Here is a 20736-nt window from a genome sequence, read left to right as displayed (position 1 = left end):
AGGGACGATGAGGACAACAACAGGGATCTTCGGCATGCTCAGCATCCTCTATTGGCTACTGGGCATGCACTTTTTCATGCACAACCCGGGCGGGGCCGGGCTCTATCTGCCCTTCAACGCCTGGGGCTGGATATTCGCGAGCCTGGTGATGGCGCTGGGACTGTGGCAGGTCACCCTCAGCCAGCGGCTGGTGGTCTCTCCGCTGCTGACGGCGTTGTGGCTGGGGGCCTTGCTGCTGCTGCTGCCCGTGGCCTATCCGGGCTTCGAGCTCAAGGACTATGCCATCCCCCGCCTGTTGGGGCTGTTTGCCGGTCTGCTGTTTCTCGCTTGCCTCTATCAATGGCGACTGGACCGTCAGATGCGGGATCGGCTGCTCTACCTGCTGCTGGGGGCAGTAGCCATAGAGGCGCTGCTCGGCCTGGTACAGTACTACCTGCTGGTACCGGGCAACTGGATAGGCTACGACACCCGGACCAATCGCCCTTACGGCATCTTCCAGCAACCCAACGTGATGGCGACCTTTATGGCGACCGGGCTTGCCTTGGCGATCTGGCTTCAGATGCGGGGGCACGCCAACCACTGGCTCAAGGGGCTGCGTCATGCCGTGATCCTGGCGACCGCCTTGCTGCTGGTGGTACTGCAGTCCCGGGTGGGCCAATTGGGCGGGGCCTTGGCTCTGATCCTGCTGCTGCCGCAGTTGCATCGCGAGCGGCAGCTGGGCCGGGTGTTGGGGCTGGTTGGGCTGGGCATAGCGCTCGGGCTGGCATCCCAGTACTGGATGGCGGGGGCCAGGCGGGGGCTGGAGATGTATCAGTCCGGCGGCATGAGATCCATCTACTGGCCCTATGCCGCCAGGCTGATTGCTGAGGCGCCTTGGACCGGCTGGGGCTATGGCAGTTTCGAGTCCGTGTTCCTCCAGCATTACATGGCGGACAAGGCGCTCAATCCCGCCATGGTGCAGATCGAGTACAACCTGGATCACCCCCACAACGAGTTTCTCTACTGGGCGGTGGAAGGGGGGCTCGCCCCCATGCTCGGCATGGCGCTGATGGGCGGGGCTCTGCTGTGGCGACTGGGTAGGGCTGGCTGGGTGAAGGGGGCAGCCTTGCTGGCGCTGGTGATCCCCATACTGCTGCACACCCAGACCGAGTATCCCTTCTACCACGCCATCGCCCTGTGGTGGGCGCTGCTGCTGCTCATCCATGTGCTGGATGCGGAAGTGGAGGAGGGGGGAACGGCTGGCCACGCCAACTGGCGGGAGTATGTCTACCGCCCCTGGCTCTTGCTGCGTTTCCTGGCCATTGGCATTCCCCTGATCGTCGTCCCCTTCATGCTGACGGCTCTGCATACCGCCTGGGTGGTGACCAAGTATGAGCGCGGCGGCTACAAGCAGCCTGCGTTGCTGCTCGACATCGTCAACCCCATGGCCTGGCTGACCCGGGTGGAGTTCGACGTCAACGCGGTGCGCCTGATGGTGGGCTTGCAGGCCAACAACAAGGCAGAGCTGGAAGCCTATCTCGACTGGGGGCAGGCGTTCGTGCGTCATACCCCCAGGGCCAACATCTACGCCAACATGGTGATTGCCCTCAATGCGCTGGGGCGGACCGAGGAGGCCGACCGCCTGCGCACCCAGGCGCTGATGCTCTATCCGGGTGAGCCCTTGCTCACCGCCTCGGCGGCCAAGTCGGTCGCCGCGACCCTGGAGCCCAAGCCCTCCTCATGAGCAGGCCGGGCACCGCTTTCTCTTCTCCCATCACGGCCGCCTTGCGGCCGTGATCATTTCCACCTCAGGCAAGCTCACAGTCAGGATCGGCGGTGTAGTCTCCCGAATGGGGATGGCGGGGCCGCGCAGGTGCGGTGCCGGCGCCATCGGGTCTCAGTCGTCATCGGAGTCGACATAGTGAAGAAGATTGCATTCATGGTTACCAGCCTGCTCATTCTGATGGGCACACCGGCCCTGGCAGGCACCAGCGCCCAGGTGGAATACGGCACGGTGCAAGAGAGCCGCATCCTGACCCAGGAGGCGGCGCCCCAGCAGGGCGGAACCCGGCCACTTCGCACCATAGGGGCCGCCGCCCTGGGGGCGGCAGTCGGCAGCCAATTTGGTGGTGGCTCGGGCCAGACCGTCGCCACCACTGTGGGGGCAGTGGCGGGGGCCGAGGCTTCCCGTCGCCGTCAGGGCAACCAGCAGAGCGTGCAGGGCAAGCAGACGGTCGAGCTGCTGATCAAGACCGAGGCGGGAAAACTGCTCCGCGTCGTGCAGGATCAGGAGCCCGCGCTCACGTTCAACAAGGGGGACAAGGTGCGCATCCTGACCACGGGAACGGATACCCGGGTCGACAAGTCCGTCTAGGGGGGGCTGCCTGGCGTTGGCTTCCTGGCGGTATGATGCCAGGGGCTAGCCCCCTGGTTGCGGCCGGATTGTACGATGTTTCATCAAGGGTTTCATCGGCTCGCAAAAATGCGGTTCAGTGCTGGACGGCGAGAGCGCCTTGGCTAAGATAACCGTCTTAACGTCTTGTTTGGCAAGGGAGTATGAAATGGAGATAGTACTAGGCCCATTAGAGGCTCGCGTGATCGGCTGCCTGATAGAGAAAGAGATCTGCACGCCGGATCAGTACCCTCTCTCTCTCAATGCACTGGTCAATGCCTGCAATCAGAAGAGCAATCGCGAACCCGTGCTCGAGCTCGCCGAGCTGGATATCCGCGCCGTCATCGACGAGCTGATCCGCCGCCGTCTGGTGGTCAACACCGCCGGCTTCAATGCCCGGGTGCCGCGCTATCAGCACCGTTTCTGCAACACCGAGTTCGGTGAACTGAAGTTCAGCGCCCAGGAGCTCGGCATTATCTGCGAGCTCTTGCTGCGGGGCCCCCAGACCCCGGGTGAGCTGCGCTCGCGCACCAATCGGCTGTGCAGCTTCGACGATGTGACCGAGGTGGATGCGGTGCTGGCCGCGCTGGTCGAGCGGGGACCCTATGTGGTCAAGCTGCCCCGGGAGCCGGGCAAGCGGGAATCTCGCTATGCCCACCTGTTTGGTGGCGAAATCGATCTGGAAGCCCTGGCCGAGGCCGCCCCCGCCAGCAGCTATGCCTCTCCTGCCGCCGATCGCCTGAGCCAGCTGGAAGAGGAGGTTGAGCGCCTCAAGTCGCAGTTGCAGGCCCTGGAGGCCCGTCTGGCGCACCTGGAAGGCTGAATCCTGCGAGTTTGCTTACCCCATCAAGAGGCGCTGCGGCGCCTTTTTTCATGCCCCGTTGGTCGCTCGCAGAGGATGGCCCGCCCGGCCCCCTGTCACCGCTTTTATGAGCCTGGCCGCTTTTTTTGTACTAATTCGCGGTTAAGGGTCGAGCCGCCGCCGCTTTCCCGTTAAAATTCCGCCTTTGCACCTGCCCGCGAGTTCTGATGTCAGCCTTCACCCTCTCTTCGGATTGCCATGCCCTGCTCAGCGAGCTGCAACTGCAGCGCGCCGCCAGTACCCGTTATTTGCAAGATACGCTGTACGCGCAGCGCTCGCCCGGGCAGGCGCTGACGGACGCGCTGAACCAGTTGCAGCAACAGGGACTGATACGGCTGCGCAACGAGCAACAGTGGAGCCTGACGGCGGAGGGCACCCTGACCCTGATCCTGGCGGTGCGGGGAGGTGCCTGCCCCATGCCAGACTGGACCCGGGTCCCCTCGGTCACGGGTCAGGAGATGGCACAAGGGGTGGTGCGCGAACTCTGCCTGGGGGAGGCGGGGCAGATCCCCGCCTACTACCAGAGCGCGGATCTCTTGAGCCTGCTGGACCTTCCCGATGCCCACCGCCTGCTGCCGGGCTCAAGCCCCGCCTGGCAACAACTGTTGCTGGAACACTTCGCCCTGCAGACCCTGCTCGATGCCGAGCCCGAAGCGCACTGGCCGCTGGCGTCCGTGACCGCGGCCTGCGCCCCTGCGCTGGCAAGCCGGCTTGAGGCGCTGGCCAGCGAGTGGGACTGGCTCTGCGGCCCGCTGGCCGGCGAGGTGACCACTCACTGGCCGGCCCTGCAGCAACAGGCCGAGCGGGGGGATGAACAGCCCCTGGCGGAGCGGCTGCTCGGCGCACTGGGACAGTGGCAGGCTACGGCGGCGCAAGAGCCCTGGCCCAGGATGTTCAGCGCCCTGCTCTGGCTTGGCTGGCTGCAGCAGGCCGATCCCGTGCTCGCCAGCGAGCAGCGCAAGAAGTGGCAGCGCAGCCTAGGCAACCATTTCCCCCTGCTTTCGGATCTGCTGGGACAGTGGGCCGGTGATCGCCACGGTCAGGCGATAGGCCTGTTCGATACCCTGCAACTGCCGCTGGAGGAGCTCCACTGGGGCTACCTCTGGCTGGATCTCTGCGCCCTCGCGCGCCACGGCGAGCAGAGCCCCCAGGTGGCCATACTGCACAAGTGGGATCTCTCCCATGTGCTGGAGGCCGAGCCCCGTCATCGCTTGATGGCCTTCTGCCAGGATCTGTTGCGCCTCTTGCTGGGAGAGGGGGCCGAGCGGCCCCCGTTGCAGCAACTGCGTGCCACCCCGGCCCCCGAGGCGGCCAGCGACGCAGAGGATGAGGACAAGACCCCCGCCTCGGCCAGCTGGCTCAACTGGCTGCAGGGGCTGGGGCGCTCCAGCGGCGTGCGCAAGGCGCAGGAGCGGCTGGTATGGCTGCTCCACGCGGAAGGGCCCGAGCTCGAGTGCAAGATCCAGAAGCAGAGCACCAAGGGGGAGTGGACCGCCGGGCGCCGGGTCGATCCTGCCCTGCTCTCCACCCAGTATGCCGCCCTGCTCGACGAGGCGGACTGGGCCCTGGTGCGCACCCTGCCACGGGGCATGAGCAAGCTGCCGCGGGACGCCTGGGCCCCTCTGGCCAGCCATCCGCGCCTGTTCAACGCCAAGGGGCAGAAGCTGCAACTGGCCATCAGCGCCCCCTTGCTGCAGGTGGTCGCCACCGAGCAGGGCATGAGCGCCGTCCTGAGCCCGGCCGCCGCAGCGCGAGGGGCGCACATAGTGCCGCTTGCCCAGGATCTGTGGCAGCTCATCCTGACCCCGCAGGCCCTGCTGGACAGACTGCCTGCGCTGGAATCCATCCCGCTGCTGCCAGCGGGCGGGCTCGCCGAGCTGCAACGCACCCTGGACGCCATTCCCGAGCTGCCCTGGCACAGCCAGGTCGAGGGGCTCAGCGGCAATGCCGAGTTGACCCCCTGGCCCGGAGTGCCCTCGGTCCAGCTGGACTGGCAGGATGGTCAGCTGCTGGTCCAGCTGGTGACCCGGGAGGGGGAGCTGCCGCCGTTGCCCCTTGGCAAGGGGGAGGCCATAGTGCGCCAGGGCGTCAGGGACTATCACTACTGGCAACGGGATCTGGCTGCCGAGAAGGCCGAGGCCCAGTTGCTGCGCAACCAGCTGCCCATAGGTCTGCCGGGCAACGAATGGAAGCTGGACGGTGAGCAGGCACTGACCCTGGTCAATGCGCTGCCCGAGCTGGTGGACGCCGGAGTGGTCGTTCACTGGCATCAGGACAGCGCCCGTCTCAAGAGCCTCGACGAGGCGGCCCTGAGCCTGCGCATCGAGCGTCGCCAGGACTGGTTCCAGGTGGAGGGGGCACTGGCACTGGACGAACATCAGATCCTCGACTTGCGCCTTATCCTGCGCCAGCTGACCCCGGGCCAGCGCACCGTTCAGCTCGACGAGAAGACCAGCCTGATGCTGAGCGACAAGCTGGTGGAGCGCCTCACCATGCTGGGGGCCATGCTGGATACCGAGCAGCGCATCAACAACAAGCTGGCCTACCCCCTGGCCCGCTTGCTGTCGGCGGTGACCACGGCCGGGGATGATGCCTGGCACTCCCTGCAGCAGGAGTGGCAGCAGGAGGTGGAGTGTGCCCCCGAGCTCTTGACGGCGCTGCGGGACTATCAGAAGGACGGGGTGCGCTGGATGGCGACCCTGGCCCACCATGGCTTTGGCGCCTGTCTCGCCGATGACATGGGCCTTGGCAAGACGCTGCAGGCGCTCATGGTGCTGCGCATGCGCCAGCACCTCGGCCCCGCCCTGGTGGTAGTGCCCAAGTCCGTGGTCACCAACTGGCAGGAGGAGGTGACCCGGTTTGCCCCCGAGCTGGAGGTGGTGGTGTTCGAGAATCCCGCCGAGCGGGAGACCCTGATCCAGGAGGCCAAGGCGGGCCAGATCATCCTGGTCAACTACGGCATGCTCGGCAGCCTGGCCCAGTCCCTCAAGTCCCGCCGCTGGGCGAGCATGGTGCTGGACGAGGCGCAGCAGATCAAGAATGCCGGCACCCAGCGTGCCAAGCTGCTGTTCCAGCTCGAGGGGGATTTTCGCCTGGCCCTCTCCGGCACCCCCATCGAGAACCACCTGGGGGAGCTGTGGAGCCTGTTCACCTTCATCAACCCGGGTCTGCTCGGCAGCCTCGGCGAGTTCAAGCGCCGCTTCGGCAAGGCGGTCAAGGATCCCCAGCACATGGCGCTGCTGCGGGCGGTGATCAGCCCCTTCATCCTGCGCCGCCTCAAGCAGCAGGTGCTGACCGAGCTGCCGGACAAGACCGAGATCATCCACCATATCAGCCTCTCCCCCGAGGAGCGTCAGCTCTACGAGGCGACCAGGCGCGAGGTGGTGCAGCAGGTGCAAAGCGCCGATGGCCGCGCCCTGATGCACGTGCTGAGCGGCCTGACCCGCTTGCGGCGGCTCTGCTGCTCCCCCGAGCTGGTGATGCCGGAGTGGTCCCAGACCAGCAGCAAGCTGGACGAGGCCATGGCGCTCCTGGAGGAAGCCATCGATGGCGGCCACCGGGTACTGGTGTTCAGCCAGTTCGTCGATCTCTTGAGCCTGCTGCGAGCCCGCATCGAGCTCAAAAAATGGGACTACTGCTACCTGGATGGCGGCTGCTCCGCCAAGTCCCGCCAGGAGTCCATACTGCGTTTTCGTCATGAACCGGTTCCCCTGTTCCTCATCAGCCTCAAGGCGGGGGGCACAGGCCTCAACCTGACTCAGGCCGATACAGTGTTGCACCTGGATCCCTGGTGGAACCCGGCGGTGGAGGATCAGGCGAGCGATCGGGCGCACCGCATGGGCCAGACCCAGCCGGTGACAGTCTATCGACTGGTGTGCGAGCAGACGGTGGAGGAGAAGATAGTGGCGCTGCACGACGAGAAGCGGGCCCTGGCCGATGGCCTGCTGAGCGGCCAGTCCGAGGTGCGTGGCCTGGACGTGGAGAGCCTACGCGCCCTGCTGATGAGCTAGGAGCGGTGCTGCCTGCCTGGGTGCGAGAGGGGGATGGTTCTGGTGACCATCCCCCTTCTCTGTTTCAGGGGCTCCTTGCCCGCGTCTGGGGCCCCTCTCATGGGTATGGTTAAGAGGCGCTAGCCCTGATAGCGATAGAGGTGCAGCCGCTCTATGATGGCCTCGCCGCCAATCTTGCGATCCCGCCGCGCCTGGCGCAGCTTGGGCGGATAGTGGCCGAGGTGAGTGACGCTGGGCGGGTTGTCCGAGCAGAGCAGCAGGGGCAGGCTCGCCTTGAGCTGTTGCTTGCGGGGCTCCCTGTCCTGCCAGAGCAGGTTGATCATGGGGTGGGTCTTGACCGGTCGGCGGATCCGCAACTGCGCATCCGCGGGCAGGCGGCGAATGTCATACACCTCCTGATCCACCATCTTGCTCCACTCCTCGTTGCTGGAGAGCGCCGGCACATAGCGGCGGCTACGCTCCAGCATCTCCAGCACCTGCTCGCGGCTGAGCCGGCTGATGCTCTGCTTGTCGGCCCAGGTGAAACCGAGGGAATGCAGCTCTCCGGTGAGCAGGGTCAGCTTGCGATAGACCTGCAGGGTGATGACCCCGGGCAGTGCGCCGTGCACCAGCTCGAACTTCTCGTCTCGCCCGCCGGCGGCCTGCACCAGGGCCTTGAAGGCGAGCTTGTGGCCGTTGATCTCGTCGAGCAGCGGGTGCAGCAAGGAGGCGCTGGCGGTGGGGAAGCGCAACCAGCCAGGCAGGCGGTGAGTCGCCTTGGTGGAGCAGCCGGGGTGGGCGCTGTGATCCTGAAAGGCCGTCACGGCCGCGGCCAGTGCCGCCTCGCCCGAGAGATAACCCACCTCGATGGCCTCGATGGGATCATGCTCTTCCCCTTGCGGTACGGCGGGCAGGGGATAGACATGGGCCTCCAGCAACTCGAGCTGGCCGAGCTGCCTGGCGAGACGGGCAAGGGCGTCTTCCAACGCGTCCATCTGTTGACGCAGGGCGGCGGTGGGGGTAAAGGTGTCCATCGGCATATCCTGTGTGTTCCCTCAATCCGTTGCCCTAAAGGCGGCGATCAGGGGGCATGATTAAACCACTGTATAAATAACCATACCAGCATGACGGGAAGGCGCCAAGTGCCGCCTTTCAAGCGCGGTGCAAGGGCGGCAGCCGTGGCCGCCTTTCGGGGGTTGCCTGTCTGTATCATCTTGTTAAATAACGATCTTTAAGTGATCCAATGGTTAACAATTGGCGGTGCGGCAGGGGTGGCAGCGTCCTGTCTCGAACTCGGGCTCTGCATAGCTAACGTGGGAAACTGCATAGTTAGAAGCCGATGCGGCAGGAGAAAATGCTGCACGGCTGGGGGAGGGAATATCTGGTCAGGATTTTACATATAAATCAATCAGTTGTATTTTACCCCATGGCGAGATCAGCCATTACTTTTACTAATCTCATGTATCAAAATTCGTCAATTGAGGCACCTCCTCGCCCTGACTAAGCTTTGCGCATCAAATCCGAGCCTTGCGCAGAACTAGAGAGAGGAGCCATATCATGGCCAACATGACTTATACCGAAGCCGGTTACCAGGATTCCAGCGAATCGAATCTGGTTGCTCGCGTCAAGATGACCGTCCTGACCTGGCTGGAACGCAGCCGCAGCCGTCGCCAGCTCTCCGAGCTGCCCGCCTACCTGCTCAAGGACATTGGTCTGAACGAAGCTGACCGCTATCAAGAGACCACCAAGCCGTTCTGGCGTGGTTGATCAGCCGGGCATGGATGCCTCGTTTTTCTTGCTGATCTGAACTGCTCTGCCTGTGTTTTTCGCCCTCAAACGGGCCTGACTTTTCCCCTGTTGCCGCTTCCTGTCATTTCCCCTTGTCTGTTTTTCCTTCTGTTTGCCCCCTGTGGCATGAGTTGTCATCATCCCTCGCCAACTTTGTATCCTTACTGTTTGAATTTGTTTAAAAATTGATTTTAAGCCCGCCTGCCTTGCGTATAATCCGGCCATAGCATTCCAGACAAGAGGGTGAGATGGATGATTCCCCAGCATGACTTTTTGGCCCTGACCCGCCGCCACGAGTGGCAGCTCGAGCCCTTTGCCTTCGACCTGGCCAACGGCACCCGGGTGAGCGTGTGGGACACCGGCGTGCTCTGCCTGGAGCCCATGGGTCAGTTGCCTGGCGGGCGCAAGGACATAGTGCTCTCCTGCGGCATTCACGGTAACGAGACAGCCCCCATCGAGATCTGCAACCAGCTGCTGACCCGGCTGCTCGGCGGGGAGCTTCAGGCCCGCCACCGGGTGCTCTTCCTCTTTGGCAACCCGGCCGCCATGAACCAGGGGGCGCGCGAGGTGGAGGAGAACATGAACCGGCTCTTCTCTGGAGCCCACAGCAAGGGGGAGGGGCTGTGCAACAGGGAGCGCATTCGGGCCATGCGCCTGGAGCAGTATGTGAGCCGCTTCTTTGCCGATCCCGCCCGGCCCCGTTATCACTACGATCTGCACACTGCCATTCGCGGCTCCCGCCACGAGAAGTTTGCGGTCTACCCCTTCCCCCACGAGCGGCCACACTGCAAGGAGCAGGTGCAGTTCCTCGGGGCCTGCGGGGTGCGCACCATACTGCTCTCGAGCGGCCCGACCACCACCTTCAGCTATTACAGCTCGCACCAGCATGGCGCCCATGCCTTCACGGTGGAGCTCGGCAAGGTGCGCCCCTTTGGCGAGAACGACATGACCCGCTTCATCGAGGCGCGTCAGGCGTTGCAGGAGCTGGTGACCCAGGATGAGGTGGTGCTCGAGCCCTGGCGGGCTGATGACTTCACGATTTTTGCCATCGATCGGGTGATCAACAAGCAAACGGCCGCGTTTCGTTTCCTGTTTGCCAGCGACGTGGACAATTTCACCGAATTTCCCCAGGGGTTTGTGCTGGCGGAAGATGGGGATCGGCAGTACAGGGTAGAGAAAGCGCGGGAGGCGGTGGTCTTCCCCAATGCCAACGTGGCCATCGGCCAGCGGACCATGCTGCTGGTGGTGCCGACCCGTCTGTGGGAGTGATCTGAACCCATCTTTTCACGTCAACCCTGCGCCCCAGGCGGCGTGGCCAGGATGGACGTGATCCCGAACTCACCCTGACAGGGAGCCCGAAAGGGCTCCCTTCTTCGTTTCTGCTCGCCGAAAATCTCATCTTCTTTCTGAAATTAAAGAAGTTTCTACTGGTCTTACCTGACTGAATCACCTTGTCCTTTGCTTAACATCTTATTTACATTCTAAGTGTCACCTCATGGTGGTGACGCTGACAACGGCAAGGAGCCAGTTATGACCCATGTCGACATCCCCTTCCTTCGTTACCTCGATGAGGAGGGGCGCCCGGTCGCGACACTGCCGACCTGGCTGGACAAGGCGATGCTGCACACCTTCTACCGCAACATGGTGATGGTGCGCAGTTACGACAAGAAAGCGATAGCACTGCAGCGAACCGGCAAGCTCGGCACCTTTCCCTCCCATCTGGGGGCTGAGGCGGTGGGAATCGGGGTCGGTCTCGCCATGCGGCCAGAGGATGTCTATGTGCCCTACTACAGGGACATGCCCACCCTCTATGTGCGGGGCGTGCCCATGGAGCAGAACCTGCAATATTGGGGCGGGGATGAGCGGGGCAGTGTCTTTTACAAGGCCGATGGCGAGTTGTCGGAAGACTTGCCCATCTGCGTCCCCATCGCCACCCAGATCACCCATGCAGCTGGCATAGCGGCCGCCTTCAAGCTGCGCAACCAGCCCAGGGTTGCCGTGGTGACCATAGGCGATGGCGGCACCTCCAAAGGAGATTTTCTCGAGGGGCTCAACTGCGCCGGTGTCTGGCACCTCCCCATGGTGATGATCATCAACAACAACCAGTGGGCCATCTCGGTGCCGCGCAAGCTGCAGTCGAGCGCGCCTACTCTGGCCCAGAAGGGGATAGGGGCCGGGGTGCGCAGCCTGCAAGTCGACGGCAACGACGTGGTGGCCGTCTATGAGGCGACCCGCGCCGCCATAGAGCGGGCCCGCAGCGGCAAGGGACCGACGCTTATCGAAGCCGTCAGCTACCGGCTCGGGGATCACACCACTGCCGATGACGCGACCCGCTATCGCGAGGCCGCCGAGGTGGAAGCCGCATGGGCCAAGGAGCCGGTCAAGCGGCTACGCCAGTTCATGGCCGATCAGGGCTGGTGGGACGAGCATCAGGAGCAGGCGTTGCTGGCGGAGGCGAGCCGGGAGGTCGAGCGTGCCGTGGCCGCCTATGAAGGCATGGCACCGCAGGCGCCGGAAACCCTGCTCGATTACCAGTTTGCCGAGCTGCCGAGGGAGTACCGTGCCCAGCGTCAGCGCATCATCGCCAAGGGCATGCAGCAGCGCGGCGGGGAGACACACCATGAGTGACATGACACTGCGCGAAGCGATTCACCTGACATTGCATCACGAGATGGGTCTGGGGAGGCTGCATGAGTGAAATAACGCTGCTCGAAGCGATCAATCTGGCGCTGCATCATGAGATGGAGCGAGACCCTGACGTGGTGGTGCTCGGCGAGGATGTGGGGGTCAACGGCGGGGTGTTTCGCGCCACCGTGGGCCTGCGCGACAAGTTCGGCTTCAAGCGGGTGATAGACACCCCGCTCGCCGAGGGGCTGATCGCCGGGGTGGCGGTCGGCATGGCGACCCAGGGGCTCAAGCCAGTGGCCGAATTCCAGTTCCAGGGCTTCATCTTCCCCGGCATGGAGCAGATCATCTGCCAGGCGGCGCGGATGCGAAACCGCACCCGTGGCCGGCTCTCCTGTCCCATCGTCTATCGTTCCCCCTACGGGGCCGGCATCCATTCGCCCGAGCACCATAGCGAGAGCGTCGAAGCCCTGTTTGCCCATATCCCCGGGCTACGGGTCGTGATCCCTTCGAGCCCGAGGCGGGCATATGGCCTGCTGCTGTCGGCCATTCGGGATCCGGATCCGGTGATGTTCTTCGAGCCGGATCGCATCTATCGCTCCATGAAATCAGATGTGGTGGATGACGGCGTCGGCCTGCCGCTGGATGTCTGCTTCACCCTGAGGCCCGGACGGGATCTCACCGTGGTCGCCTGGGGGGCCTGCATCCAGGAGGTGATGAGAGCCGCCGCCCTGCTGGCGGAGCAGGACATCCAGTGCGAAGTGCTGGATCTTGCCACCATCAAACCCCTGGACATGGAGAGCATCCTGACCTCGGTGCGCAAGACCGGGCGTCTGCTGGTGGTGCACGAGGCCTGTGGCAGTTTCGGGGTGGGTGCCGAAATCGTGGCGCGGGTCACCGAGGAGGCGTTGACCTCCCTCAAGGCGCCGCCAAGAAGGCTCACCGGGGTGGATTCCGCCGTCCCCTACTATCGCAACGAGGAGTATTACCTCATCACCGAGCAGGATATCGCGGATGCGGCTCACCAGCTGATGGAGAACAAGTGGCTATGACGTTTCTCAACGGTTGGCGCCCAGGCGCCCGAGCAAGGAAGAGCCATGAAGTCGGTCAACCTTTGGTGATGTTCCCGCGGATGGAGAACTGGTCATGAAATTTTTCAAATTACCGGATCTGGGCGAAGGCTTGGCCGAGGCCGAGATAGTCGAATGGAAGGTCAGTGCCGGCGACACCGTGAGTGTCGATCAGGTGCTGCTGTCGGTGGAAACTGCCAAGGCACTGGTGGATGTGCCCTCGCCAGTGGCGGGGGTGATCGCCAGGCTGTGCGGCCAGGAGGGAGACATACTCCACATCGGCGCTCCCCTGGTGGAGTTTGAGGGGGGGGAGGACGACGGTACAGTGGTGGGCAAGGTCAGCGCCCATCAACAGCATATCGAGGATCACTTCGTGGTGGGTGCCATGGCGCCCGGTGGCGCCCTGGTGCAGGCCATGCCGGCGGTGCGTCTGCTGGCGCAAAAGCTGGGGCTGGACATCGACAGACTCAAGGGCACTGGCAGTGCCGGCATGGTGACCGAGCAGGATGTGCAGAGCGCCTTCGAAGCGTTGCAGAGCAGCGGCAACGAGTTCCTCAAGGGCTCGCGCCGGGCCATGGCCAAGGCGATGGAACACTCCCATCAGACTGTGGTGCCGGTCAGCATCACCGACGAGGTGGACCTGCGTCACTGGCGGGCAGACGAAGACGTGACGGTGCGTCTCATCAAGGCCATCGGGGTGGCGTGTCGTGCCGAGCCCTCCATGAATGCCTGGTTTGACGGGGATACCCTGTCGAGACGGCTGTTCAGGGAGGTCAATGTGGCCATCGCCGTTGACTCCAAACACGGGCTCTATGTACCGGTGATGGAGAACGTGGCCGAGCGGGAGAGGGCGGATATTCGGCACGGGCTTGATCGGATGATCGCCGATGTGAAGGCGCGCGCCGTACCGCGGGAGATGCTGCAGGGGGCGACCATCACCCTCACCAACTTTGGTGCCATCGCAGGTCGCTACGCCAGCCCCATAGTCACGCCACCCCAGGTGGCCATCATAGGGGCGGGCAGGTTGTTCGAGAAAGTGGTCTTCATCCATGGGGAGGCACGACCGGTCCGGGCACTGCCCTTGTCGATGACATTTGACCACCGCGCCTGTACCGGCGGGGAGGCTGCGCGCTTCCTCAAAGCCCTGGTTCAGGCACTGGAAGCGGCGGATGCGTAAGTGATTGCACCCTGCCCCCGGCGGGGTGCAAATTTGGTTGCGTAATCGACAAAGGCACGTATAATCTAAATCAGCTTGAAAGGGCGTTAGTTATGTCAATGAATATGATGTTTTGCATCTTTTCCTGTTGTTCATAAGTTAATCCCGTTTTTGAGCTTTATCCGCTGAAAAGCATAAGTAATTATTTTGAATACAGGTTAAAGATATGTCTAACATGATCACCGGTACCGTTAAGTTTTTCAACGAAACCAAAGGTTTTGGCTTCATCCAGCAAGAAAACGGCCCGGACGTTTTCGTTCACTTCAGCGCTATCAGCGGTAACGGTTTCCGTACCCTGGCTGAAGGTCAGCGCGTACAGTTCTCCGTGACCCAAGGTCAGAAAGGCCCGCAGGCTGAGAACGTAACTGCTCTGTAATTCTTACAGAATTTAAGAAAGCCGTGGTACCTCTGGTGCCACGGCTTTTTGTTTTATGGCATATTCATAAACCACGTTTGCCAATGACCATCATCATGATCCCATCACTCTTGCTGACAGTGGCGCTTGCCAATACCACCGTGCCGGATCCCGCGGCAAACGAGGCCGTGACAGTGTGCCAGCAATTCGTGCAGGTCCGTTTGGGCAAGGCTGAGCAGCCCGAGGAGATCAAGGCGCAGCCTGTCCCGAAGCGGGCGGGGGAGTGGTTGATCGATGGCAAGGTAAAAGGACCCGAAGGTCCTTTGTTGTTTGCTTGTCTGCTGCGGCAGGGAAAGCGCTGGGAATTGCTCAACTTCTCGCTCTGGGCGCCGCAGGAACTCAATTCGGCTTGAGCGCCACCAGCAGGTGTTGAAGATGCTCCAGCATGGTCATGCCGAAGGGGGTCAGATAGCCGCCATCGACGGCACTGATCATGCCTTGTTGATGCAGACGCTGCGCCGCGAGGCACAACTCTTCAGACATGTCGCTGCGTAACTTGATCCCCAGACTCATGTTCGCCGGATCAAAGCATGCCAGTATTTTCAGCTCATTCACAAAATCGTCAGAAACCTGGTCGATCCCACTCATGGATGCACTCCTTACGCTAAAGATGTATGCAAACTAGCATTCCCGGTTTGACTTTAGTGGGCGCTGGCTCAAAGTATTGGGCTTTCTCTGGGCCGGCTTTGCCTGAACGCTGCTTTTTTGGCCGGAAGCGTCATGCCCCGGCTGGTTGGACGAGCAGAGTCTGCGTGCCGGCAAACATGGTAGAATAGTCTCTCTTTTGTCCTCCTGGCCAGGTATGAACCCAGGTCTTCCAGCTCAAGGCGCGTCTCATGATCACTGTCACACTGGTATCTCTGCTGCACACCCTAGGTCCCCGCTTTCCTGTTTATGCACCGTCCTTGTTGCTCCCCTTGCTCGATGAGCATCAGGGGGATCTCTGGCTGCCATCCATCAAGGGGGCCGATGTCACCGCCCTGCGCCAGCATGCCAAGGGGCGCGAGGCCCAGAGTCTGGCTCCTCTGGCGGCGGGGTGGTGCGATTTCGGGGCCGGCGGCCAGGGTGAGACGCCCGAGCTGGACGCGCTGGCGAGTTACGACGAAGAGATGCTGGACAACCTGCTGATGTACTGGCACAGCCCTGGCAAGATAAATAGCCCGATCACCGATAACCTGTTCGAGCTGCGCCGTGGGGTGGTGGATGAAGCCCATGGCTCCAAGCTGGCGGTCGCCTGGGAGCAGCAGCAGCAGAGACGCTTCGAGCAGATCATGGCAGGGGTTTGGGCCGGTCGGGATCAGCTCTGCTTCGTGGAGGTGGAGTCCGCCTACTGGCTGCGCCAGCGTTTCTGCGAGACGGCGGAGATCACCCTGGTGACCCCGGCGCTGGGCTGAGATAACCGAAACAGGAGCGACTGAGCACTCTTGCTGGACAAGGCGCCAGCAAGATGTGAACATGTCGCCCTTTATTGAATGAGAGACTTGACCAATGAGCTATGAACTTAGCGACACCGAGCGCAATGCCGCGCTGCAACTGAACGCCGACTACCGCTTTGATCACTTCATCAGCAAGCTGGTCGAGCACGAAGAGCTGTTTGTTCTGACCGACGAGCACGGCGTCATGATGCTGACCACCGAAGACGAAGACTGCATCCCGGTCTGGCCGCATCCGGAATACGCCAAGGCGTGGGCCGAAGGCGAGTGGGCAGATTGTAAGCCGCAGTCCATCACCCTCAAGGTGTGGCTGGATCGCTGGGTCGACGGCATGGAACAGGACGAGCTCTGCGTGGCCGTGTTCCCGACCCCGGAGCAGGAAGGCATAGTGCTGGATCCGGCCGACGTGGCCGACGCCATCGCGCAAAAGCAGGCCAAGCGCGGCTAAGTCCCGCCCAGGCGCTGCTGCCACAAAAAAGACCCCGCCACAGTGCGGGGTCTTTTGTTTGTGCCGAGCCAGAGCGTGAAGAGGGCTCAGGGCTTTTGATAGCGAGTGTCGATCAGGGTGACGGGAGGGAAGGTCTTGCCCTGCTTGATGGCGGCTGTTGTCTCCGCTTTCAGCTCCTCGTCAATCCAGAGCAGGCCGCCGAAGCTGTAGCCCGAGTTGGCGCCATCCAGGGGCCAGTAGAGCAGATCGCTCTGGGGGGTTGCCGGAATCTTGGGCAGTTTTATCCAGCGCCAGGCGCCTGCCCGGGTATAGGGGACCTGATAGGCGGGGACGAAGCTGGCCAGCTCATAGAGCCGCTGCTGGATTTGGCGTGAGAGCTCGGCCTTCTTGCCGAAGTCGAAGGCCTTGTCGTATTGATCCACCAGGGCCGAGATGGCGTCGTCATCGAGGTTCATGATGTTGTTGGTCTGGGGCTTGTTGGCGTTGACCTTGTGGAAGTGCTCCCAGTAGGCGGGATAGCGGCCACTGCTCCAGGCCATCCAGGCGCTCTGATGCTTCTTCTCCAGCATGGATTTGAAGCCAGCGGAGGCATCCATCAGGTTCAGCTCCAGAGTGAGGCCCGCCTTCTTCGCCTCTTCCCGCAGCAGGGTCAGGCGCTGGGCATGCTCCGCCGTGGTGTAGGTGATGCTGAGGGAGAGGGGCTGACCCCTGTCGTTTTGCAAGATGCCATCCGGCCCCGTCGTGGTGAAGCCCGCCTTGGCGAAGTAGTCCCGTGCGAGCCTGGGATCGAAGGGGCGTGCCTTGATATCGGTGTTGGTGAAGGCCCCCTGGCCCGAGCCGTAGCTGTTGAGACGCTGGTAGTCCCCCCGCAGCAGGGTGGCGATCATCTTGTCGAAGGCGAGGGCATGCTGGATGCCGAGCCGCACATTGAGATCCTTGAGCAGCGGGTCTGCGGTGTTGAGGTAAAGCCCCATGGGGGACTGCGGGGTCTGGTTGTAGAACCAGAGCCGTTCGATATAGCCCTTCTCGAATTCGGCTGTCTTGCTCTTGTCGTGCCACCAGTTGGGCATGACCAGCGGGAAGGTGTCGAGATCGCCACGCAGGAAGTGCTGCCAGGCGATGTTCTGATCCCTGAGCACCTTGATCTCTATCCGGTCCGGGTTGAAGCGGTGCTGGAAGTAGCGCTCCCCGTCACCCCACCAATCCTTGACCCGGTTGAAGGTGACCGACTTGCCCTTCTTCAGCTCGCCAATCTGGTAGGCACCGGTGACCGGCAGCACCTTCCAGTTGTACTCCTTGACCCAGTTGGCCGTGAGCTTGATGGCATGGCTCGGCTCCGGGCTGAACGGCAGGGATTCCAGCAAATCCTCCCGGCTCTTCTCGGTGCCGCTGGTGATGGCGAGGGTGTGATCGTCGAACCTGGTCACCTCGCTTATCTGGGTGCTGTAGTAGTTGTTGTACCAGGGGTCGCTTATCTCCTTGCTGCGCATCATCTTGAGGGTAAAGAGCCAGTCATCGGCGGTGACGGGTTGGCCGTCCGACCAGCGCGCCCTGGGGTTGAGGCGAAAATAGAGGGTCTTGTGATCGGCGCCGAAGGCCCACTGGTTGGCCAGCATGGGGATGGGATTGCCGGTCACCGGATGGGTGGCGAGCAGGGGCAGATTGGTTTCACGAACGTAACCGGCGAAGCTGCCGTTGGAGTCGGGCCCGTACTTGCGCAAGGTGAGCGGGAAGCTCGACATGAAGTCACGGAAGGTGCCGCCCCGTTTGGCCTGTGGATCGGCATAGACGGGGTCTGTGTCGTTGCTCTCCCACTTGAGATCCGCCGGCAGGGTGGCGCTCCAGCTGAAGGCGCTCCAGCAAAGGGGGAGCATCATGGCCGCGACCCGTATGACACGCGGCAAAGTGGGGATGACCGAGGGTGAACTGTGCAGCATGTCCTTGCTCTCCTGATGGTTGGCGTCCTGCCGGGGTCAAGCTGTGAGGCCCGTGAGGGCCTGATCCATCATGGGAAGTTTCCCCATCGAGGTCAATGTTCGGCTTGTGCCTTGAACAGCCTCATTTTTCCGCCCAGCAGATGAACCACGAAGCCGAGCAGCACCAGGCCCGAGCCCAGCCACTGCAGGGTCGTGGGGTGCTCATCGAGCAGCAGGGCGGCCGCCACCATGCCGACGCAGGGCACCAGCAGGGAGAGTGGCGCCACCTGGGCCACCGGATAGCGCATCAGCAGCCGCCCCCAGAGGCCGTAGCCAAGCCAGGTGGCGACCAGCGACAGATAGAGCACGCACAAGAGCCCCTGCCAGCTGAAGTTGAGCAGGCTGGTGGCAATGACATCGGGCCCCTCGAACAGCCAGGAGAGCGCGAAGAAGGGCAGTATGGGCACCAGGCCGCCCCAGGCGATGAGGCTGGGTAATGAGGTCTGATAGCGTAGCCCAATCTGGCGATTGATGACGTTGCCAAGGCCCCAGCAGGCGGCGGCGCACAGGGTCAGCACGAAGCCGAGCAGGGTCAGGTTGCCCTCGCCGTTGGTGGCGATGAGATAGAGGCCGGCACCCGCCAGCGGCAGCGCCACCCAGTGGTGGGGCTGCCAGCGCTCCCCCAGCCAGATCATGGCGAACAGCAGGGTGAACACCACCTGGGATTGCAGCACCAGGGAGGCCATGCCCGCCGGCATGCCGAACTTCATGGCGCAGAACAGGAAGGCAAACTGCCCCAGGCTGATGGCACCGCCATAGGCCAGCAGCCAGCGCCAGGGCATGGCGGGTCTGGGCACCAGCAAGATGGCGGGGAAGACAACGCCGACGAAGCGCAGCGCTCCCAGCAGCAGCGGCGGTATGCCCTCCAGCCCCCATTTGATCGCCACGAAGTTGAGTCCCCAGCAGAGAATGACCAGGGCGGCCAGACACTTGTCCTTGGCTTGCATACAGCGTCCTTGTGTGAGAAGCAGGGCCATGAGATGGCGCCGGAAGGGAACGAGCATACCCTCGATGGGGTGGTCGGCGTCAAGCCGCAAGCGGGGTGGCGTGCGATCGCGCCGGGTGGTTCGGGAGGAGAGGGCGGCATGTCGGGGGAGGACTAAGCTAGTAGGAGAGCGCTCGATGTGACGGGCGAGTATCTATGGCTGACTGGAGGTGTACCATGAGCGACCATACCCTGCTGCCCCATGGTGAGGATCTGCGCCGCGCCGTACGCTGGCTCAGCGAACACCATGAACACGACATCCGGGCCATCGAAGAGGCCTGCGTCCGCTTCGATCTCTCCCCGCTGGATGAAGAGTTCCTTCTCCGCTACTGCCGCGAGCAGGCACCTGAGTCCCAGGCTCGCTAGACGAAGTTGGCCAGGTTGATGCCAAACTCCTTGGGATCGACCGTGCTCTCTATGCTCTCCTGCCCCCCGTTTCTGGCGAGATCCAGCCACTGCACCTCGAGGTAGTGGCGCTGGGTGGCGTGATAGATCACCTTGACCACCGGCTTGAGCGGTTGCTGTTCGTTGCGCTGCATCACGACCGCCAGCCGCTGGTTGGAGAGCTGCACCAGGGTGCCCACCGGATAGACCCCCATGCACTTGATGAACTTGGTGACCAGCTCGGCATCAAAGTGCTGATCGATGCCTTTGAGCAGGATGCGAAACGCCTGGGTCGGTTGCATCCCCTGCTTGTAGACCCTGTCTGCCGTCACCGCATCGTAGACATCGACGATGCCGCTCATGCGGGTATAGAGGGATAGCTGTTCCCCCTTGAGCCGCTGGGGATAGCCGGTGCCATCGAGGCGCTCGTGGTGGTTGGCGGCCACCTCCAGCATGGTGGGGGTGATGCCGGCGGTATTGCTGAGGATGTCGTAGCTGTGCACCACGTGCTGACGCATCACGCCAAACTCCTCGTCGGTCAGCTTGCCCGGCTTGTTGAGCACCTCGTCCGGAGTCATGATCTTGCCCACGTCGTGGAGCAGGCCGCCCAGGGTCAGCTCCTTGAGCACGTTGCGCTCAAGCCCGAGATAACGGCCGAAGTTCGCCAAGAGGATGGCCACGTTCATGGAGTGTTCCATCAGGTAGGCATCCTTGGCCCGGATCCGCGCCAGACAGAGCATGGCGTCGCCATGGGTGAACATGGTGTCCACCATCTCCTCGGCGACCGCCGCCAGCGGGGTGATGTCGATGGGCTCCCCCGCCTTGAGGTGGCGAATGAACTTGCCCTGCAGCTCACGGGCCTCCTGATAGAGACGGCGGATCTTGAGCTCGCGCCCTTCGCCACTGCCTGCGGGACGCGCCGAGCCGGCGCTGTGGGCCGGGCTCGGGGAGACGACCTGCTCTATCCCGGGCAGCTTGCTGCGGGCGAGATCCACCCTCACCGTCAGCACGCCGCGCCGGATCAGCGCATCCACCTGCTGACGGTTGGTCACCAACCCCGTCTGGGCGATTTCCATGGCGCCGGTCTGGCTGGCGATGGCTAGTACGTACATGCCAGGTTGCAACTGGTTGACGGGGATGACGGGATGAGGCTGAGTCGGCTTCATGGGGGCTT

Annotated in this window: 19 protein-coding genes; 14 read left to right on the top strand and 5 right to left on the bottom strand. The window is 62.9% G+C overall.

Annotated features, from left to right (window positions below; translation table 11 throughout):
• Positions 1–7: 7 nt before the first annotated feature.
• The 4 genes from AB5Y91_RS01285 to AB5Y91_RS01270 all read left to right on the top strand — a co-directional run bounded on the left by AB5Y91_RS01285 (position 8) and on the right by AB5Y91_RS01270 (position 7243).
• Complete coding sequence (locus AB5Y91_RS01285) at positions 8–1723, top strand: Wzy polymerase domain-containing protein (RefSeq protein WP_368168882.1); 1716 nt, start codon at positions 8–10, stop codon at positions 1721–1723.
• Positions 1724–1900: 177 nt separating this feature from the next.
• Complete coding sequence (locus tag AB5Y91_RS01280) at positions 1901–2353, top strand: glycine zipper 2TM domain-containing protein (protein WP_368168881.1); 453 nt, start codon at positions 1901–1903, stop codon at positions 2351–2353.
• A gap of 187 nt (positions 2354–2540) precedes the next feature.
• On the top strand, positions 2541–3194 hold the full coding sequence (locus AB5Y91_RS01275; protein WP_042649459.1) for a YceH family protein: 654 nt from the start codon (positions 2541–2543) through the stop codon (positions 3192–3194).
• Positions 3195–3400: 206 nt separating this feature from the next.
• Positions 3401–7243 carry a DEAD/DEAH box helicase gene (locus AB5Y91_RS01270; protein ID WP_368168880.1) on the top strand — a complete coding sequence of 1281 codons (3843 nt, stop codon included), beginning with the start codon at positions 3401–3403 and terminating at the stop codon, positions 7241–7243.
• Between the two features lie 119 nt (positions 7244–7362).
• Here the strand turns inward: AB5Y91_RS01270 and AB5Y91_RS01265 are convergent, their stop codons facing one another.
• On the bottom strand, positions 7363–8256 hold the full coding sequence (locus AB5Y91_RS01265) for a DNA replication terminus site-binding protein (RefSeq protein WP_368168879.1): 894 nt from the start codon (positions 8254–8256) through the stop codon (positions 7363–7365).
• Between the two features lie 523 nt (positions 8257–8779).
• On the opposite strand from AB5Y91_RS01265, the gene AB5Y91_RS01260 reads away from it, so the two are divergent.
• The 7 genes from AB5Y91_RS01260 (at position 8780) to AB5Y91_RS01230 (ending at position 14689) form a co-directional block, all read left to right on the top strand.
• Complete coding sequence (locus tag AB5Y91_RS01260) at positions 8780–8989, top strand: DUF1127 domain-containing protein (RefSeq protein WP_005331430.1); 210 nt, start codon at positions 8780–8782, stop codon at positions 8987–8989.
• A gap of 273 nt (positions 8990–9262) precedes the next feature.
• Complete coding sequence (astE, locus tag AB5Y91_RS01255) at positions 9263–10279, top strand: succinylglutamate desuccinylase (protein ID WP_368168878.1); 1017 nt, start codon at positions 9263–9265, stop codon at positions 10277–10279.
• 261 nt (positions 10280–10540) lie between these two features.
• A complete protein-coding gene (gene pdhA, locus AB5Y91_RS01250) occupies positions 10541–11638 on the top strand; it encodes a pyruvate dehydrogenase (acetyl-transferring) E1 component subunit alpha (protein WP_171276446.1) in 1098 nt (365 codons plus the stop codon).
• A gap of 62 nt (positions 11639–11700) precedes the next feature.
• A complete protein-coding gene (locus AB5Y91_RS01245) occupies positions 11701–12687 on the top strand; it encodes an alpha-ketoacid dehydrogenase subunit beta (RefSeq protein WP_368168877.1) in 987 nt (328 codons plus the stop codon).
• A gap of 94 nt (positions 12688–12781) precedes the next feature.
• Positions 12782–13882, top strand: a complete 1101-nt coding sequence (locus tag AB5Y91_RS01240) for a dihydrolipoamide acetyltransferase family protein (RefSeq protein ID WP_368168876.1) — start codon at positions 12782–12784, stop codon at positions 13880–13882.
• 205 nt (positions 13883–14087) lie between these two features.
• Positions 14088–14297 carry a cold-shock protein gene (locus AB5Y91_RS01235; protein WP_005331438.1) on the top strand — a complete coding sequence of 70 codons (210 nt, stop codon included), beginning with the start codon at positions 14088–14090 and terminating at the stop codon, positions 14295–14297.
• A gap of 95 nt (positions 14298–14392) precedes the next feature.
• Entirely contained in the window at positions 14393–14689 is a 297-nt protein-coding gene (locus tag AB5Y91_RS01230) for a hypothetical protein (protein WP_167402303.1), read from the top strand.
• Here the strand turns inward: AB5Y91_RS01230 and AB5Y91_RS01225 are convergent.
• Positions 14676–14924: a TIGR02647 family protein gene (locus AB5Y91_RS01225; protein WP_025327553.1), complete on the bottom strand. Its 249-nt coding sequence runs from the start codon at positions 14922–14924 to the stop codon at positions 14676–14678. The two genes, AB5Y91_RS01230 and AB5Y91_RS01225, sit on opposite strands and share 14 nt — an antisense overlap.
• Before the next feature lie 248 nt (positions 14925–15172).
• On the opposite strand from AB5Y91_RS01225, the gene AB5Y91_RS01220 reads away from it, so the two are divergent.
• Together AB5Y91_RS01220 and AB5Y91_RS01215 are read left to right on the top strand one after the other, a co-directional pair.
• A complete protein-coding gene (locus tag AB5Y91_RS01220) occupies positions 15173–15730 on the top strand; it encodes a hypothetical protein (protein ID WP_041206055.1) in 558 nt (185 codons plus the stop codon).
• A gap of 94 nt (positions 15731–15824) precedes the next feature.
• Positions 15825–16217, top strand: coding sequence for a DUF2750 domain-containing protein (locus AB5Y91_RS01215; protein WP_005331447.1), 393 nt, complete (start codon positions 15825–15827; stop codon positions 16215–16217).
• An 86-nt stretch (positions 16218–16303) separates the two neighbouring features.
• On the opposite strand, the gene AB5Y91_RS01210 is transcribed toward AB5Y91_RS01215, so the two are convergent.
• Positions 16304–18154 (bottom strand): extracellular solute-binding protein, encoded by a 1851-nt coding sequence (locus AB5Y91_RS01210; RefSeq protein ID WP_368168875.1) that lies wholly within the window; start codon positions 18152–18154, stop codon positions 16304–16306.
• Between the two features lie 92 nt (positions 18155–18246).
• Positions 18247–19140 (bottom strand): EamA family transporter, encoded by an 894-nt coding sequence (locus tag AB5Y91_RS01205; RefSeq protein WP_005331452.1) that lies wholly within the window; start codon positions 19138–19140, stop codon positions 18247–18249.
• Positions 19141–19355: 215 nt separating this feature from the next.
• Between AB5Y91_RS01205 and AB5Y91_RS01200 the strand changes: the two genes are divergently transcribed.
• A complete protein-coding gene (locus AB5Y91_RS01200) occupies positions 19356–19544 on the top strand; it encodes a hypothetical protein (protein WP_005331455.1) in 189 nt (62 codons plus the stop codon).
• Here AB5Y91_RS01200 and AB5Y91_RS01195 read toward each other — a convergent pair.
• On the bottom strand, positions 19541–20728 hold the full coding sequence (locus AB5Y91_RS01195) for an HD-GYP domain-containing protein (RefSeq protein ID WP_368168874.1): 1188 nt from the start codon (positions 20726–20728) through the stop codon (positions 19541–19543). The genes AB5Y91_RS01200 and AB5Y91_RS01195 overlap by 4 nt on opposite strands.
• Positions 20729–20736: the final 8 nt, after the last annotated feature.

The organism is Aeromonas sp. R4-3 (assembly GCF_040908275.1).
In the GTDB taxonomy this organism is placed as follows: Bacteria; Pseudomonadota; Gammaproteobacteria; order Enterobacterales; family Aeromonadaceae; genus Aeromonas; species Aeromonas rivipollensis.
The sequence above is the reverse complement of the archived record's forward strand: the minus strand, read 5'-3'. Positions and strand labels throughout refer to the sequence as shown.

Bases quoted from the DNA above. Each gene is read 5' to 3' on its own strand.
- AB5Y91_RS01285 (WP_368168882.1), top strand. From the start codon at position 8: ATGAGGACAACAACAGGGATCTTCGGCATGCTCAGCATCCTCTATTGG.
- AB5Y91_RS01275 (WP_042649459.1), top strand. From the start codon at position 2,541: ATGGAGATAGTACTAGGCCCATTAGAGGCTCGCGTGATCGGCTGCCTG.
- AB5Y91_RS01270 (WP_368168880.1), top strand. From the start codon at position 3,401: ATGTCAGCCTTCACCCTCTCTTCGGATTGCCATGCCCTGCTCAGCGAG.
- AB5Y91_RS01265 (WP_368168879.1), bottom strand. From the start codon at position 8,256: ATGGACACCTTTACCCCCACCGCCGCCCTGCGTCAACAGATGGACGCG.
- AB5Y91_RS01260 (WP_005331430.1), top strand. From the start codon at position 8,780: ATGGCCAACATGACTTATACCGAAGCCGGTTACCAGGATTCCAGCGAA.
- astE (WP_368168878.1), top strand. From the start codon at position 9,263: ATGATTCCCCAGCATGACTTTTTGGCCCTGACCCGCCGCCACGAGTGG.
- pdhA (WP_171276446.1), top strand. From the start codon at position 10,541: ATGACCCATGTCGACATCCCCTTCCTTCGTTACCTCGATGAGGAGGGG.
- AB5Y91_RS01245 (WP_368168877.1), top strand. From the start codon at position 11,701: ATGAGTGAAATAACGCTGCTCGAAGCGATCAATCTGGCGCTGCATCAT.
- AB5Y91_RS01240 (WP_368168876.1), top strand. From the start codon at position 12,782: ATGAAATTTTTCAAATTACCGGATCTGGGCGAAGGCTTGGCCGAGGCC.
- AB5Y91_RS01235 (WP_005331438.1), top strand. From the start codon at position 14,088: ATGTCTAACATGATCACCGGTACCGTTAAGTTTTTCAACGAAACCAAA.
- AB5Y91_RS01230 (WP_167402303.1), top strand. From the start codon at position 14,393: ATGATCCCATCACTCTTGCTGACAGTGGCGCTTGCCAATACCACCGTG.
- AB5Y91_RS01225 (WP_025327553.1), bottom strand. From the start codon at position 14,924: ATGAGTGGGATCGACCAGGTTTCTGACGATTTTGTGAATGAGCTGAAA.
- AB5Y91_RS01220 (WP_041206055.1), top strand. From the start codon at position 15,173: ATGATCACTGTCACACTGGTATCTCTGCTGCACACCCTAGGTCCCCGC.
- AB5Y91_RS01215 (WP_005331447.1), top strand. From the start codon at position 15,825: ATGAGCTATGAACTTAGCGACACCGAGCGCAATGCCGCGCTGCAACTG.
- AB5Y91_RS01210 (WP_368168875.1), bottom strand. From the start codon at position 18,154: ATGCTGCACAGTTCACCCTCGGTCATCCCCACTTTGCCGCGTGTCATA.
- AB5Y91_RS01205 (WP_005331452.1), bottom strand. From the start codon at position 19,140: ATGCAAGCCAAGGACAAGTGTCTGGCCGCCCTGGTCATTCTCTGCTGG.
- AB5Y91_RS01200 (WP_005331455.1), top strand. From the start codon at position 19,356: ATGAGCGACCATACCCTGCTGCCCCATGGTGAGGATCTGCGCCGCGCC.
- AB5Y91_RS01195 (WP_368168874.1), bottom strand. From the start codon at position 20,728: ATGAAGCCGACTCAGCCTCATCCCGTCATCCCCGTCAACCAGTTGCAA.